This window comes from Sabulibacter ruber (assembly GCF_017355955.1).
GTDB classification, from domain to species: domain Bacteria; phylum Bacteroidota; class Bacteroidia; order Cytophagales; family Hymenobacteraceae; genus Nibribacter; species Nibribacter ruber_A.
Window position 1 is genome coordinate 438842 of the sequence record NZ_JAFFID010000002.1, and the last position, 14592, is coordinate 453433.

The 14592-nt window shown below is 52.7% G+C and carries 14 protein-coding genes; 10 read left to right on the forward strand and 4 right to left on the reverse strand.

The window, feature by feature from the left end; genetic code table 11:
* Window positions 1–6: 6 nt before the first annotated feature.
* From JT719_RS13225 to JT719_RS13240, 4 genes are all read right to left on the reverse strand, one after another.
* On the reverse strand, window positions 7–873 hold the full coding sequence (locus tag JT719_RS13225) for an STAS domain-containing protein (RefSeq protein WP_207433809.1): 867 nt from the start codon (window positions 871–873) through the stop codon (window positions 7–9).
* A gap of 304 nt (window positions 874–1177) precedes the next feature.
* Entirely contained in the window at window positions 1178–3592 is a 2415-nt protein-coding gene (locus JT719_RS13230; RefSeq protein ID WP_207433810.1) for an FtsX-like permease family protein, read from the reverse strand.
* A gap of 11 nt (window positions 3593–3603) precedes the next feature.
* Window positions 3604–4293 (reverse strand): ABC transporter ATP-binding protein, encoded by a 690-nt coding sequence (locus JT719_RS13235; protein ID WP_207433811.1) that lies wholly within the window; start codon window positions 4291–4293, stop codon window positions 3604–3606.
* A gap of 212 nt (window positions 4294–4505) precedes the next feature.
* Window positions 4506–5756: an efflux RND transporter periplasmic adaptor subunit gene (locus JT719_RS13240; RefSeq protein ID WP_207433812.1), complete on the reverse strand. Its 1251-nt coding sequence runs from the start codon at window positions 5754–5756 to the stop codon at window positions 4506–4508.
* Window positions 5757–6160: 404 nt separating this feature from the next.
* Between JT719_RS13240 and JT719_RS13245 the strand changes: the two genes are divergently transcribed.
* The 10 genes from JT719_RS13245 (at window position 6161) to JT719_RS13290 (ending at window position 14582) form a co-directional block, all read left to right on the forward strand.
* Window positions 6161–6697 (forward strand): YceI family protein, encoded by a 537-nt coding sequence (locus JT719_RS13245; RefSeq protein WP_207433813.1) that lies wholly within the window; start codon window positions 6161–6163, stop codon window positions 6695–6697.
* 117 nt (window positions 6698–6814) lie between these two features.
* Window positions 6815–7525 carry a pirin family protein gene (locus JT719_RS13250; RefSeq protein ID WP_207433814.1) on the forward strand — a complete coding sequence of 237 codons (711 nt, stop codon included), beginning with the start codon at window positions 6815–6817 and terminating at the stop codon, window positions 7523–7525.
* A gap of 7 nt (window positions 7526–7532) precedes the next feature.
* Window positions 7533–8468, forward strand: a complete 936-nt coding sequence (locus JT719_RS13255) for a ring-cleaving dioxygenase (protein WP_207433815.1) — start codon at window positions 7533–7535, stop codon at window positions 8466–8468.
* Window positions 8469–8478: 10 nt separating this feature from the next.
* Entirely contained in the window at window positions 8479–8856 is a 378-nt protein-coding gene (locus JT719_RS13260) for a cupin domain-containing protein (protein WP_207433816.1), read from the forward strand.
* 39 nt (window positions 8857–8895) lie between these two features.
* Entirely contained in the window at window positions 8896–9444 is a 549-nt protein-coding gene (locus tag JT719_RS13265) for an NADPH-dependent FMN reductase (protein ID WP_207433817.1), read from the forward strand.
* Between the two features lie 18 nt (window positions 9445–9462).
* Window positions 9463–10101 (forward strand): alpha/beta hydrolase, encoded by a 639-nt coding sequence (locus JT719_RS13270; protein ID WP_207433818.1) that lies wholly within the window; start codon window positions 9463–9465, stop codon window positions 10099–10101.
* Window positions 10102–10129: 28 nt separating this feature from the next.
* Window positions 10130–10435, forward strand: a complete 306-nt coding sequence (locus JT719_RS13275; RefSeq protein ID WP_207433819.1) for a GNAT family N-acetyltransferase — start codon at window positions 10130–10132, stop codon at window positions 10433–10435.
* A 32-nt stretch (window positions 10436–10467) separates the two neighbouring features.
* Window positions 10468–11442, forward strand: a complete 975-nt coding sequence (locus JT719_RS13280) for an adenylate/guanylate cyclase domain-containing protein (protein ID WP_207433820.1) — start codon at window positions 10468–10470, stop codon at window positions 11440–11442.
* Between the two features lie 412 nt (window positions 11443–11854).
* Window positions 11855–13234, forward strand: a complete 1380-nt coding sequence (locus JT719_RS13285) for a sigma 54-interacting transcriptional regulator (protein ID WP_207433821.1) — start codon at window positions 11855–11857, stop codon at window positions 13232–13234.
* Window positions 13224–14582, forward strand: coding sequence for a sensor histidine kinase (locus JT719_RS13290; RefSeq protein WP_207433822.1), 1359 nt, complete (start codon window positions 13224–13226; stop codon window positions 14580–14582). The genes JT719_RS13285 and JT719_RS13290 overlap by 11 nt, the downstream gene beginning before the upstream one ends.
* Window positions 14583–14592 lie beyond the last annotated feature (10 nt).

Consider the following 14592-nt stretch of genomic DNA (forward strand, 5'->3'; position numbering starts at 1 on the left):
TACGTGTTAGAAACCGGTATTCTGTTTAGACCCACGCGTCACCTGGATGTTCAGCATGGAGAAGGCCATTTTCAACGCACTGGCCAGCGAGGCTTTGGTGTAAATGTTGGTAAGGTCAATGCCCAGGTGCACAATGGTCTGGGCAATTTCTGCCCTGATGCCGCTGATCACGCACTCGGCACCCATCAGGCGGGCGGCGCTTACGGTTTTGATCAGGTGCTGCGCTACCAGAGAGTCAACGGTGGGTACCCCAGAAATGTCCAGAATGGCAATGCGGCTGCCGGTGGCTACAATTTCCTCCAGCAGCGCTTCCATGACCACCTGGGTGCGGGCACTGTCCAGAGTCCCGATGATGGGCAGGGCCAGAATGCCTTCCCATACTCTGATCACCGGCGTGGAAATCTCACTCATCTCATTGGTCTGGCGCAGAATCACTTCTTCGCGGCCTTTGATGTAGGTTTCCATGGCAATCACCGCCAGGCTGTCCATGATGCTGTTCATGGATAGGATTTCCCGGTATAGCAGGGCCGTATTATCAGACAGGAATTCTTCCAACTGCTGGCTTAATACCTGCTTTAAGCTTAAGATATAGGTGTTGGTTTCCCGGGGAGAAAAGCCCTGACGGGCCCGTGAAATAGCAATCTCGCTCAGGATGTCATTGATAGGCTCATACCCGGCAGACTGTGTGTCTTCGGCTTCAGGGGTACCAAAGGCGTTCAGCAATGCTGACAAGAACTCTTCAGACTGCTGCTGAAGCTCGGCTACACTCATCAGGTCGTCCCGAAGCGCAGCGTCTTGCACCTGGTTGTGCATCCAAGTTTCCAGAATTTGCTTTTTCTTTCCTTTCAGGTAGGCAGCGGTATCTTTGTTCATAAAGGGTGTTTAGGCGTGCTAAGGAATAGATAATCTGTTTGTTGCCTCTTTTTGGAAAATCAGCCCTGAAATGGGAAGGTGAGACACGGAGTAAAAGTAACAAATAATGCCGCTTTAACGGGATACTTTGTCAGATGTTTTTACAAGGCTTAATATTCCCTTAACATGAACAAAAAAATCCCCACGGTTATAACCAGTGGGGACTCAGATGATGGAAGGCTGACTTTGGCGCCTGAGGAAAAGCTAGGTCTGCGTTTCTGGCTTGTTTTTGGGAAATGGAGCAGAAACGCTGGGCCAGGAAAATCTATTCAGTTTTCAGGGCCCTTACGGGGTTAGAGAAAGCAGCTTTCAAGGCTTGTACACTCACTGTGGTAAGGGCGATGAGAAGCGTAAGGGCACCGGCCGCTAAGAAGGCCCAATAGCTGATGTCAATGCGGTACTTGAAATCCTGCAGCCACTTATCCATGAAGTAGTAGGAGATAGGCGCGGCAATGATAAAGGCTACCAGCACCAGCGTGGCGAAGTCTTTGGAGAACAAACCAACGATGCTGCCTGAGCTAGCCCCCAATACCTTGCGCACCCCAACTTCTTTGGTGCGTTGGGTTACCATAAAAGATACTAGGCCATACAACCCTAAGCAACCAATTAAAATGGCCAGCACAGAGAAGATTTTGAATAAGTGCGCCTGGCGTTGTTCGGTATTATAGAACTCCGCGATGCTGTCATCCAGGAACTCGTAGTAGAACACGTCTTCTGGGTAAGCCGATGACCAAACCTTCTGCAGGTGGGCAATGGCAGAAGTGGCGTCTTTCATCTCAATTTTGGCGCTCAGGTTATAGTAGAAATACTGGTAGGTAGACATAACCACCGGGTCAATATCGTAGCGCAGCGGGCCTACGTGGTAATCTTTCACTACTCCTACAATATGGCCCTCGTTGCGTCCGCCGTTCACCCTCATCTTCTTGCCCAAAGCTGCCTGGGGGTTTTTCTCGCCTACCTGGCGCAGGAAGGTCTCATTCACGACAAACTCCCTGATGGTGTCGCTTTTCTCATACATGCGGCCGGCTATGAGCGGAATGTTGTAGGTTTTAAGGTAGTGCTCATCGGCAAACCGGAAGTTCACGTTGAAATTGCGCTCAACAGTGTAGTCATCATAGTTGAACGACATGTTCATGGTCACGTTGGCCGAGGGCGGTGACAAGGCGAAGGTGGTGGATTTCACACCAGGGTGCGCTTCCAGTTGCGGCCGCAGAGCTACCAGTTTTTCGGCTTTTGAGGCGGGAATCGGCATGGAAACAATGGCCTCTTTGTCAAACCCCAGTGACGCGTTCCGGAAATACTCCATCTGGTTATGGACCACAATGGTGCAGATGATGAGAACCTGGCAAATAGTGAACTGCAGCACCACCAGAGATCTGCGCAAAGACAGACCTGCCGTTTGAACCGTGGCCACCTTGCTTTTCAAGGCAGAGATAGGCTGGAAACCAGACAAAATCATGGCCGGATACAGACCCGCCAGGAAGGTGACAATGAGCAGAATAGCGAGCAGGAAAAGAACCACATCGGGGTTGTGCAGAATGGAGAAAGAGATGTGGAGTTCCAGCAGCTGATTCAGGTAAGGCAGCAACAGCTCCGTTAAGACCACGGAAATCAGGAGAGCCAAAAGGGTGATGAGCCCGGTTTCGCTCAGGAACTGTACCATCAACTGGGGCCGGTTGGCACCCAATACTTTGCGCATGCCCACTTCTTTGGCTCTGCGTAAGGCTTGCGCGGTGGCAAGGTTCACGAAATTGATACAGGCAATAATCACCAGGAAGCTTCCTATAATGCCCAACGCCCACAGGGTTTTCTTGTCTACGGTGCGGTCATTGTAGTTAGAGTACGCTTCATTATAGTGAATATCGGTTAAAGACTGGAGCGTGAAACGTTCTTTCTCACCTGGTCTGCGCTGCCGGTTTTTGTACACAATCTCATTCACCTGGTCTTCTGACTGCTTTACAGAGGCGCCGGGCGCAAGGGCAAAATACACTTGCTGGCTGCTGCTGGTGCTGTTCCAGCTGTCATTCTGGAAGAGGGAGTTGATTTTCTTGGAGGCGTCATACGCTACCAGCATCACAAACGGAATATCTGTGTTGGAAGGCGCATCAGGGATTACCCCTTTCACCTGCAAATTGACGCTGTTGTTCATGCGCACCAGTTTGCCCAAGGCATCGCCTTCCGGGAAAAACTTCTGAGCGATGGATTCTGTGAGCAGCACTGAGTTAGGGTCTTTCAAGGCTTGCCGCACGTCTACGCCGTTGGTTTCAAAATCAAACAGGTCAAAGAACTCCGGCTCCACAAACATCACTGATCCTTCTTCCCTGAACTTTCTTGAGATTTGGGCAGAATCATCGGTGAGGATGGCGAAGGTGCCGCCTTCTTCTTCATAAAGGTGCGTGGCTGGTTTCAGTTCAGGCAAAGAAGCCTTAAGCACCGCCAGCATAGGGTAAGGAGTACCTGCCGAATTATGGTGTCCGTTTTGGTCATCAGAATCAATATTGATGCGATAAATGCGATCGGCTTTGCTGTGGAAAGTATCAAAGCTTAACTCGTATCTGATGACCAGGAACAGCAACAAGCTACAGGTAATGCCCATGGCCAGACCTACCACATTGAGCGTAGTATACCCTAGGTTGCGGCGCAGGGTGCGCACCGCAACTAAAAAATAGTTTTTCAGCATGGCCGTGGGGATTACAGGATAGCCAGTTCTTTCACGTTTTCAGAGATGATCTGCCCGTCAAACAGGTTCACAATGCGGTGGGCGTAGTCGGCATCGGTGGGGGAGTGGGTTACCATCACAATGGTGGTGCCTTGCTCATTGAGGGTGCTCAGCAACTGCATCACTTCCTGGCCGTGCGCTGAGTCCAGGTTACCGGTAGGTTCATCGGCTAAGAGCAGTTTAGGCTTGGAAACCACCGCCCGGGCAATGGCCACCCGCTGCTGCTGACCACCCGAAAGCTGCTGCGGGAAGTGGTTGCGGCGGTGCGCAATCTGCATCTGCTCCAGCACCTGCTCCACGCGCTGCTTGCGCTCAGCGGTGCCTACCTTGAGGTAAATCAAAGGCAGTTCCACGTTTTCATAGACCGTCAGTTCGTCAATGAGGTTGAAGCTCTGGAACACAAACCCCAGGTGCTCTTTGCGCAGGTTGGCTCGCTGCCGCTCACTGAATTTGGAGATTTCTTTGTCCAGAAAATAGAACTCGCCGCTGGTTGGGTTGTCCAGGAGCCCGATGATGTTCAACAACGTGGACTTGCCGCAGCCCGACGGACCCATAATGGCCAGGAACTCGCCTTGTTTCACGTGGAGATTCACATTCACCAGCGCGGTGGTTTCCACTTCATCGGTGGTATATTTCTTCTGGAGGTTGACGGTCTTTAACATATATCTTGATTGTTAATTGCTGTTTGTTGATTGTTTATTTACTCTTGCAGATCGGTCCCCCTTTGAAGGGGGTAGGGGGATGATTTCTCTTGCTGATCAATCATTCCCGAGGTTAATTATCTAATCTTTTATCAGTTCTTCTGGCGTCTTTGTCATCCCCCTACCCCCTTCAAAGGGGGACGAAATGCGTTCTCAACTCAGAACTAGCACAGCTATTTCAGCTCCAGCTTGTCTTTGTCGTTGAAGGAGTCATAGGAGGAGACAATCACCCGTTCGCCGGGCTTCAGCCCATCCAGCACTTCGTAGTATTCGGGGTTTTGGCGGCCCAGGCGGATGCTGCGTTTGGTGGCTACTTTTCCGGATTCGTCCAGAACGTAGGCCCAGGCGCCGCCGGTGCTTTGGTAGAAACCGCCTCTGGGCAGCAATACCGCCGGGGCCGGATCTGACAACTGCAAACGAATCTGCAAGGTCTGGCCTCTTCTGATTCCCTCAGGCACTTTACCAATGAACTTCATGTCTACCGGGAACCTTCCGTTGGTCACCTCTGAATACACCAGTGAAATCTCTAGCGGGTAGGTCTGGCCGTTGTAGGTGAAATTGCCCTGTTGCCCGGCAAACACGCGGCTCACATAGTGCTGGTCCAGCTCGGCTTTCACTTTGAAGCCGCTCAGGTCATCTATCTGCCCGATCACCTGGCCGGGCTGCACCGGCGTACCCAATTCCACCTGAATAGAAGAAAGCTGGCCGGAAATAGGGGCTTTGATGTACAGGTTCTTGAGGTTGTCTTCCATCATCTGCAGGTTGCGGCTGGTGCGGGCAATGGTGGTTTCCAGTTGGGCTATCTGCTGGCGGGCGTTGTTTTCCTCAAACTTCTGCGATTCCAACTCAATGGCGCGCTCGGCTTTCAGGCGCTCGTATTCCCTTCTGAACCCGAAGAACTCCTGCTGCGAAACCGCTTTGGCTTCATACAAACTGATGTTGCGCTCATAAATATCTTTAGCGGCATCTACCTGCGCGTCTAAGGTGGCCAGGCGGCGGCGCAGGTTGAATTTGTTCTGCTGCAGACTCAGTTTGGAGTTTTGCAGGTTGTTGATGAGGTCGTTCATGAGCGTTTCCTGATTCATGAAATCCAGCACCAGGCGGTTGTTGGACAGCTTCAGGATCAGGTCGCCCTGCTTCACGGGTTTACCGCCTTCCAGGTACTTCTCATCTACCGTACCGCCTTCCACCGCCGGAATCATAATGGTCTTGATGGGGTGCACCGTGCCGTCTACCGGAATGAACTCCTGGAAAGAACCCTGGCTCACCGAGGCGATGGTGGTCTTCTGGGTTTCCACGTTCAGCTTGGAGCTATTATCGGCGAAGGCGATGAAGTACGTAGCCAAGCCTATGATTGCGACGGCCGCAACGTATCCGGCGATCTTTGTAGGCGTCCAGCGTTTTTTTTCTATGATCCGGTCCATGGTGATACACTCTATTTTGCTTTATCTCTGCCAATTGCTGTGCCACTTTTGTAAAACGTTGATAATCAAGTTTAAAATGAATGTGTTCGGTTAGAAGTGTGCGCCAGCGGACACTTTCTTGTTCGGGCCTGAACATTCTGGCATATCTGCTGAGAGGCGTTTACCGGCCAAATTCCGGAAACAGGCGCAAAACGCAATTGCGCTATAGCGTTGTAGTGCCGCACCATCCGTTGGCAACTTTGAGGTGTTAAGTAGAGCCGCAGGAAGTTCTGTTAAGGCCATGAAAAAAAAGTTTGAAACTTTTAACTCAAGATATATGTATATACATTAAATGTACATACATTTGACCATTGATTCACAAAAAGAGAATCTAAACCAGAACTTAAAACTATAAAGTAAATACCATGGCAACTACTAAATGGGCAGTAGACCCAATGCACTCAGAGGTTCAATTTAAGGTAAAGCACCTGATGATCACCACGGTGACCGGTTATTTCCAGTCTTTCAACGTAGAGGCTGAAACCGCTGATGAGCAGTTCACCAGTGCTGAGCGCGTGGTTTTCACCGCTGATGTTAACTCCATCAACACCAACAACGAGCAGCGCGACACGCACCTGAAATCACCGGATTTCTTTGATGCCGAACAACACAACGAGATCCGTTTTGTAGGCACCAACTACGAGGCGGCTGGCGATGACCAGTTCAAACTGCACGGTGACCTCACTATCAAAGGCACTACCAAGCCGGTGACCGTGAACGTGGAGTTTGGCGGCATTGTAGTAGACCCTTACGGACAGACCAAAGCCGGTTTCACCGTAACCGGTAAAATCAGCCGCAAAGAGTTCGGGCTTACTTGGAACGCCGTAACCGAGGCCGGAAGCGTAGTGGTAAGCGACGAGATCAAGCTGCAGGCCGAGATCCAGTTGGTGAAACAAGCCTAAGCTGCTGCTTCGGGCAAAAACTGTTTTTAAAAGCTTTTGCCCGAAGCAGGCCATAAACAGATTTAGGCTAACTTGATTCTCTTAAAGTAAGAACCGTAAACATCTTCAAAAACTAGTATGCAATTCGAACGCTATAACCCCGCCGAAAGAGGCCTGAAAGATTTGGGCTGGTTAAAGAGCAATTTCGTCTTCAGCTTCTCGGGGCATTACAACCCTGTGCGGGCCGGGTTCGGGTTGCTGCGGGTTTTCAATGATGATTATGTAGAGCCCGGCAACGGGTTCGGCATCCATCCGCACGCCAACATGGAGATCATCTCGGTGATGTTGGCGGGCTCCATGAACCACATTGATTCTTTGGGCTACAAAGAGGTGGTACACAAAGACTGGGTGCAGATCATGAGCGCGGGCAGCGGGCTTCGGCACGAGGAGCACAATGTGGGCGAGGACGAGGTCAACTTCCTGCAGATCTGGATTGAGCCCAAGCTGCAGAACATCACGCCCCGCTACCAGCGCCGCTACTTCCCCGAGGAAAAGCGCGTGAACCAGCTCACTACCATTGTGAGCAACGAGGAAGGCCCGGCCCACTGCTGGATCAACCAGAACGCGAAGCTTTCCTTGGGCTACTTTGAGCAGGGGCAGTCGCTCTCGTATGAATTCAAACCGCTGAACAAGGCCGTGTTCGTGTTCAACATCGGCGGTACGCTACAGGTCAATGACCAGACGCTCCGGCAGCGCGAAGCCATTGGTATTTGGGACACAGATCAACTTCACTTCACTTTTGAAACCGATAGTCGCTTCCTGTTGATTGAGGTGCCTATCAATCACTAATAAAACCATGGAAAATAAAATCTTAGGTCTGCACCACATCACGGCCATCGCCGATCAGGCCAAAAAGAATCTTGATTTCTATACCGATGTGCTGGGTTTGCGTCTGCTCAAGAAGACCGTCAATTTTGATGATCCCGGCACTTACCACCTGTACTACGGCGACGAAAAAGGCAGCGCCGGTACCATCCTCACGTTCTTCCCTTATGAGGGTGCCCGCCGCGGCAGCGCCGGCACCGGCATGGCTACCAACATCGCCTACTCCGTGCCCGAGGGCAGCTTCGATTTCTGGATCGACCGCTTTGAGAAGCACAACGTCATCTACAACAAGCCTTCTGAGAAGTTCGGCGAAAAGTACCTGACCTTCCTGGACCCGGACGGTTTGAAACTGGAGTTGGTGGTGCCTAAAAACCAGGATAGCCGCACCCCATGGACAACCGGAGCCGTGAACGCCGAAGTGGCCACCAGAGGTTTCCACGGTGTGACGTTGACCTTGAAAGACATCCGCCAGACCGCTGCGGTCTTGACTCAGCTTCTGGATTACAAGGAAGTGGAGCAAAGCGGCAACCGCTACCGGTTCATCAACGAGAACGTAGACGCGGCCAATGTCATTGACCTGGTGCAACTGCCCAACGAAGCGCGCGGTATTGGCGGGGCTGGTACCAACCACCACATCGCGTTCCGGGTGCAGGACGAAGACGTGCTCATGCATTTTCAGAAGAAAATCAGCGCCAGCGGCCTGAATATCACGAACAAGATAGACCGCAATTACTTCTACTCGCTGTACTTCCGGGAGCCGGGCGGGGTGCTGTTTGAGATCGCCACTGACAACCCTGGTTTCGGGATTGACGAGCCGTGGGATCAGTTGGGCCAGAGCCTGCTGTTGCCGCCGCAGTACGAGCCACGCCGCGCCGATATTGAGGCTGTTTTACCAAAACTAGACTAAAAACAGCGCTATGGAAGCGTTCAAAATCACCCGCGTGTACGCCGATGGAAACGGAGACAGTCACTTTGAGGAAATCTCCAAACCGTTGCGTTCCGCGGGTGAGATTGGCTTTCTCTCCGAGGCCGAGGAAGTGGAGCACCTCACGTTCCGGCAGGTGGTGCCCACCTATGACTATGATTTCCACACCGCGCCTGCCCGGCAGTACATTATTCTGCTGGACGGCGAGATTGAGATAGAAACCTCTTTGGGAGACAAGCGGCGGTTCAGGGGCGGCGATGTGCTGCTGGTGGAAGACACCACCGGCAAAGGACACCGCACCAGGAACCTTCGGCCGGAAATAAGGCAGTCTATCTTCGTCACGTTGAAGCCCCAGCCTGAAGCACAGTAAAGCTTGGGGTACATATCCATCCATTCTAAAACTGACATCATGAACTTAGTAGTAGTATCTGGCAGTGCGCGCCCGCAGCGGCAATCGCATCAGGTGGCGTTGGAAGTGGGGAAGAGACTGGAAGAGAAAGGCCATACGGTGCACCTGTTGGACGTGCGCGATTTGAATTTCCCTTTGCTGGAAAGGGTCTATGACCCCGCGGCACCGCTCTCTGGAAAGATGCAGGAAGTCAGTGCCGCCATTGCCCAGAGCGATGGGCTGGTGATTGTGTCGCCGGAGCACAATGGCAGCTATTCCGGAGCCCTGAAAAACACCATGGATTACTTCTACAAAGAGTATTTCCGGAAGCCGTTTGGGATAGTGGCCGTGTCGGCGGGCATGCTGGGCGGGATCAACGCCGCCAAAAGCCTGCAGCACTACGCCCTTACGCTCAACGGGATTGTATTGCCTAACGCTTTGCTCACGCCCAAGGTGCAGACGCTTTTCCAGGACGGTCAGTTGATAGATGCCGGTTACGGAACCCGCCTGGATAAATTCCTGACCGATTTCCTGTGGCTGGCCCAAGCCATTCAGGCCACCAACGTTTAACTCTTGATTTCCCAAGCTATGTATACCCACGAGAAAAAAGTCATTACCCGCGGCAAACCCCTGTCTGAAACCGGAAAAGCTTTGATCATGATCCACGGTCGCGGGGCCACCGCTGGCAGCATTTTGTCTCTAGCCGAGTACCTGCCCGTAGAAGATTTCACTTTGTACGCCCCGCAGGCCACCAACCAGAGCTGGTACCCATACAGTTTCATGGCCCCGGCCTCCCAGAACCAACCCGCGCTGGACTCTGCCCTGGAGTTGATTGACAGTACCGTACAAAGCATTCTGGAGCAAGGCATCAGCAGCCAGAATATCTATCTGTTGGGCTTTTCACAGGGCGCGTGTTTGACCTCTGAGTACGCCACGCGCCATGCCCGGCACTACGGCGGCTTGTTCCTTTTCACCGGCGGCTTAGTAGGCCAGCAGCTGGAAACCGCCAATTACCAAGGCGATTTTGCCGGCACTCCGGTCCTGATCACCACTGGCGACCCAGACCCGCACGTACCGGTGAGTAGGGTAGAAGAAACCGTGGCTTTCATGGAAGAACAGGGCGCCGTGGTCACCAAGAAAATCTACAAAGGCCGGCCGCACACAATTTTGCAGGAAGAGATAGACTTAGCTGCCCAAATCCTTTCAAAAGCCTCCGCGAATAGCTAACTTAGGAGAACACAAGCCGCTAACTTCTATGGACTTAACCATCATTAACAACGAGGCTGCCCATCGGTTTGAGACCACCGTGGAGGGCATTACTGCTTTTATTGACTATAAGCTTCGGCCGGGTGTCATGTGGGTGCTGCACACAGAGGTGCCTCAGGCGCTGGAAGGCCGAGGCATTGCGGGCGCCATGTCCAAGCATGTGCTGGAGTACATCATTGCCCAGAAACTGCAGATAGTGCCCTTGTGCCCGTACATGGCGGCTTATCTCAAAAGGCACCCAGAGTACCAGTACCTGGTAAAGCCCGATGCCAGCTTAAGGCTGAAGAAAGTATAAGGATTCCCTTTTGCCAACTTTTTGCGGTAGCTATGCTCTATCAGGTTGATTTCAAAGGCGAGAAGATGGTTCCGGTACAAGAAGGGCAGTCTCTTCTGGAGGCATCCCTGGCGGCCGGAATTCCGCATTACCATGCCTGCGGCGGAAAAGGGCAGTGCACCACCTGTCGGGTGCTGGTCCTGGAGGGCGAGAAATCCCTGTCTGAACTGACCGTCTTTGAAAAGACCATTAAAACGGTGCGCAATTTCCCCGACGGGGTGCGGCTGGCCTGCCAGAGCCATGTGACCGGCGACGGCGTGAAGGTGCACCGGCTGATCAAAGACGAGACGGACCGCTACATCTTCATCAACGGCAACGACGAGAACACCACTGAGGTCATGGGCGTGCGCCGCAAACTGGCGCTGTTTTTCATTGATATCCGCAATTTCACCCCGTTTATAGAAGCCCAACTGCCGTTTGATGTAATTCACATCATGCGGCGTATTTTCACTTTGTTGCGCAACGCCATAGAGCAGTACGGCGGCCGCATTATTGATACCGCCGGCGATGGCTTGTACGCTGTTTTTGGCCTGGATTGTAAAATAAAGCAGGCAACGGAGTCGGCGGTTCTGGCCGGCCAGAAGATCATGGAAGACATCAAGATCTTCAACAACACGTATCTGCGGCCTTATTTCAGTCATTTCTTTGAGGTGGGCATTGGCGTACACGTGGGCAGCGTGATCTACGGCAACGTGGGAATTGGCTTAACCAATAACCTGACCGTGATGGGCTATCCCGTGAACATCGCGGCCCGACTGCAGGCAGCTACCAAAGAACTCAACAACAGCTTCGTGATCTCAGAAAGGGCATTCAGTCTTTTGAGGAACCCACCGTTCGCCTCGGGCTGCGCCAAGCTCAATCTGAAAGGCGTAAGCCATCCCTTTGAAGTAATGCTGATAGGCAAGCCTTATCAATCTCTGGTTGCGCCAGTCAGGGTAGAAGAGAACTCGGCAAGTCATTCAAGTTAAAGCAAGAGTCTAATTTCAGCCCGTTTTCCTGAAAGCAGGCCTAAAACAGGAATTTAGATTACTGTGGCCATTTAGCTTTACTATGGCGCGGAAGTTACTTCCGGGTCTTTTGGAAAGGTAAGCAAGGCACGGAAGTAACTTCCGCGCCATAGGAGAGCCATAGAAGGGGGCAAAGAAGGCCATAATGAGATTTCAACTTTGGGCCTCCTTTTAACTCCGTTTTCCTGAAAACAGGCGCAAAACAGGAAATCGGATTCCCAATCGAAGTGTTCACCAACGGACACTTTTTTGTTCAGCGGCGAACAGTATTCTACCGCTGATTTTGTAAATTCACCTCGCCAGCCACTTACAAGCCCCTTCTTTCTGTCTGGCACAGTTTCGGTTTATCTTTCACTAACGTAACCAGACCGCCGTGCAACAGAACCTAGGCAAGATCCTGATCATAGACGACAACGAGGACATTCTCTTCTCGGCTAAAATGCTGCTGAAGAAGTATGCCCAGCAGGTGCTTATTGAGAAAGACCCGCGCAGAATTCCTTTCCTACTGAACCAGGACACCTATGACCTCATCCTGCTGGATATGAATTTTCGGGAAGACACTACCAGCGGCAATGAGGGGTTCCATTGGCTTAAGGAGATCCTGACCAAAGATCCCAGCGCGGTGGTGATCATGATTACGGCCTTTGGCGATGTGGAAATGGCGGTGCGGGCCCTGAAAGAAGGCGCCACCGATTTTGTGCTCAAGCCATGGCAGAACGAGAAACTGATTGCCACCTTGTCTTCGGCAGCCAAGCTGAAGACCTCCTACAAAGAAATCTCTACGCTTAAGAAGGCCAACTCGGCGCTGGCATCGCAACTGAGCCAGAACGTGAATTTGGTGACCGGACAGAGCCCGGCCATGCAGCAGCTGTTGCATCTCATGAACCGCGTAGCCAAAACCGATGCCGATGTGCTGCTCCTGGGCGAGAACGGTACCGGTAAGGAAGTCATCGCGCGCAGTCTGCACCAGCAGTCGGCAAGGGCGGATAAAGTCTTTATCTCCGTGGATATGGGTTCCCTCACCGAAACCCTGTTTGAAAGCGAACTCTTCGGGCACAAGAAGGGAGCCTTTACCGATGCCCGCGAAGACCGTGTGGGCCGCTTTGAAATGGCCAATGGCGGCACCCTGTTCTTGGACGAGATAGGCAACCTGTCCATGGCCATGCAGGCCAAACTGCTCACCGTCTTGCAGCGCCGGGAGGTCATCAGGGTAGGGACCGGACAGCCTATTCCTATCAACGTGCGGTTGATCTGCGCTACCAACATGCCGCTGCAGCAGATGGTGCAGCAAGGAAGATTCCGTCAGGATTTGCTGTACCGCATCAACACCATTGAACTCAATTTGCCGCCTTTGCGTGAGCGCCTGGAAGACCTGCCGCTCTTGGTAGACCATTTCTTAAAACGCTATGCCCAGAAGTACAAGCAACCGGCCAAATCGGTATCGGCGGCGGCATTGGAGCGGTTAAAGCGGTATGACTGGCCCGGCAACATCCGGGAACTGGAGCACGTGCTGGAGCGGGCCTCCATCATCTCCGAGAACCAGGTCCTGCAGCCCCAGGATTTCTTCTTTCTGCAGATGCAGCAGCCCTTATCGGCGGAGCCGGTGGACCAGTCCATCAACCTGGACGATGTGGAGCGTGCCACCGTGGTCAAAGCCATGGGCAAACACGACGGGAATATTTCCAAAGCCGCGAAAGAATTAGGCCTTTCCCGCGCCTCGCTGTACCGCCGTCTGGAGAAGTATGGGCTTTAAGAATTTCCGGTTTCAGGTCATTGTGCGGGTGTTGCTGCTGGTGCTCACCGTATTCCTGTTTTTCCAGCTGGATTTTAAGTCTACCCTGTTTGCCACGCAAGTAGCGCTGGGTATTCTCATTGTGGTTCAGACCATCGCGCTGATTCTGTTCATTGAACGCACCACCGAGCGGCTCATCAAATTCCTGAACACCATCAAATACGATGACTTCTCTGAGGTCTTCTCTTCCCGCGGCGAAGGGGAGGTGTTTGACGAGCTCTACGAGCGCTACAACGAGGTCATCCGGAAGTTCCGTGACATCCGCTCTGAGAAAGAAGCCACCACGCAGTATTTCCAGACGGTGGTGCAGCACATCGGCATCGGGATTCTTACTTTCAAAAAGAACGGCGAGATACAGCTCATCAATAATGCCGCCAAACGCCTGCTGCAGGTCCCGTCCCTCACCCACGTGGAACAGCTACGGGCCGAGTCGTCGCAGATAGCCGAGCAACTGCTGAAACTGGCTCCGGGCCAAAGCATTGTTCTGCACCTGAAGCATGGCAAAGAGCGGGTACCGGTTTCCTTGTTTGTGGTGGATCTGGTTATGCGCGGCGAGGATTTCAGGCTGGCGTCTATCCAGAACATTCAACGAGAACTGGAGGAGAAAGAGATGGAGGCCTGGCAGAACCTCATCCGGGTACTCACCCACGAGATCATGAATTCCGTAACGCCTATCTCGTCCCTGGCCGGTAGCGTGGCCGCCGATATTCAGGATTATCTGGAGGCGCAACCCAACGGGCAGATCCTGCTGCAGCGCGAGGAAACCGAAGACATGGGCATGGCCCTGCAAACCATTGAACGGCGCAGCCAGGGGTTGGTGCGTTTTGTACACGATTTCCGGAGTCTGGCGCGGGTGCCGGTGCCTAAGAAACAGCTGTTTTCGGTTTCAGACATGCTGAAGCAGCTCCAGACGCTGTTCCAGGAAGAACTGACGCATGAACATATCCAGTTTCAGGTAGACTGCCGTACCACGGGCCTGCAAGTGCTCGCCGACCGGGAACTGATAGAGCAGGTACTCATCAACCTGATCAAGAATGCCATCCACGCCGTGGCAGATAAGCCCACCAAAGTGATTCAGGTAGAAGCCTACTCAGACCCAGACAGCCGCGTAGTGCTGCAGGTCACAGATAACGGCAGCGGCATTGCCGAGGAAGCGTTGGAGCAGATTTTCCTGCCTTTTTACACCACCAAGCCTACCGGCACCGGTATTGGCCTGAGTTTGTCTAAACAGATCATGCGCCTGCACAAAGGCACGCTCACGGTGAGTTCAGAGCTGGGGCAAGGCACTACGTTTACCATGCGTTTTTAACCTGTTCTGA

Coding starts and splice junctions, on each gene's coding strand:
- JT719_RS13225 (WP_207433809.1), bottom strand. CDS start 873: ATGAACAAAGATACCGCTGCCTACCTGAAAGGAAAGAAAAAGCAAATT.
- JT719_RS13230 (WP_207433810.1), bottom strand. CDS start 3,592: ATGCTGAAAAACTATTTTTTAGTTGCGGTGCGCACCCTGCGCCGCAAC.
- JT719_RS13235 (WP_207433811.1), bottom strand. CDS start 4,293: ATGTTAAAGACCGTCAACCTCCAGAAGAAATATACCACCGATGAAGTG.
- JT719_RS13240 (WP_207433812.1), bottom strand. CDS start 5,756: ATGGACCGGATCATAGAAAAAAAACGCTGGACGCCTACAAAGATCGCC.
- JT719_RS13245 (WP_207433813.1), top strand. CDS start 6,161: ATGGCAACTACTAAATGGGCAGTAGACCCAATGCACTCAGAGGTTCAA.
- JT719_RS13250 (WP_207433814.1), top strand. CDS start 6,815: ATGCAATTCGAACGCTATAACCCCGCCGAAAGAGGCCTGAAAGATTTG.
- JT719_RS13255 (WP_207433815.1), top strand. CDS start 7,533: ATGGAAAATAAAATCTTAGGTCTGCACCACATCACGGCCATCGCCGAT.
- JT719_RS13260 (WP_207433816.1), top strand. CDS start 8,479: ATGGAAGCGTTCAAAATCACCCGCGTGTACGCCGATGGAAACGGAGAC.
- JT719_RS13265 (WP_207433817.1), top strand. CDS start 8,896: ATGAACTTAGTAGTAGTATCTGGCAGTGCGCGCCCGCAGCGGCAATCG.
- JT719_RS13270 (WP_207433818.1), top strand. CDS start 9,463: ATGTATACCCACGAGAAAAAAGTCATTACCCGCGGCAAACCCCTGTCT.
- JT719_RS13275 (WP_207433819.1), top strand. CDS start 10,130: ATGGACTTAACCATCATTAACAACGAGGCTGCCCATCGGTTTGAGACC.
- JT719_RS13280 (WP_207433820.1), top strand. CDS start 10,468: ATGCTCTATCAGGTTGATTTCAAAGGCGAGAAGATGGTTCCGGTACAA.
- JT719_RS13290 (WP_207433822.1), top strand. CDS start 13,224: ATGGGCTTTAAGAATTTCCGGTTTCAGGTCATTGTGCGGGTGTTGCTG.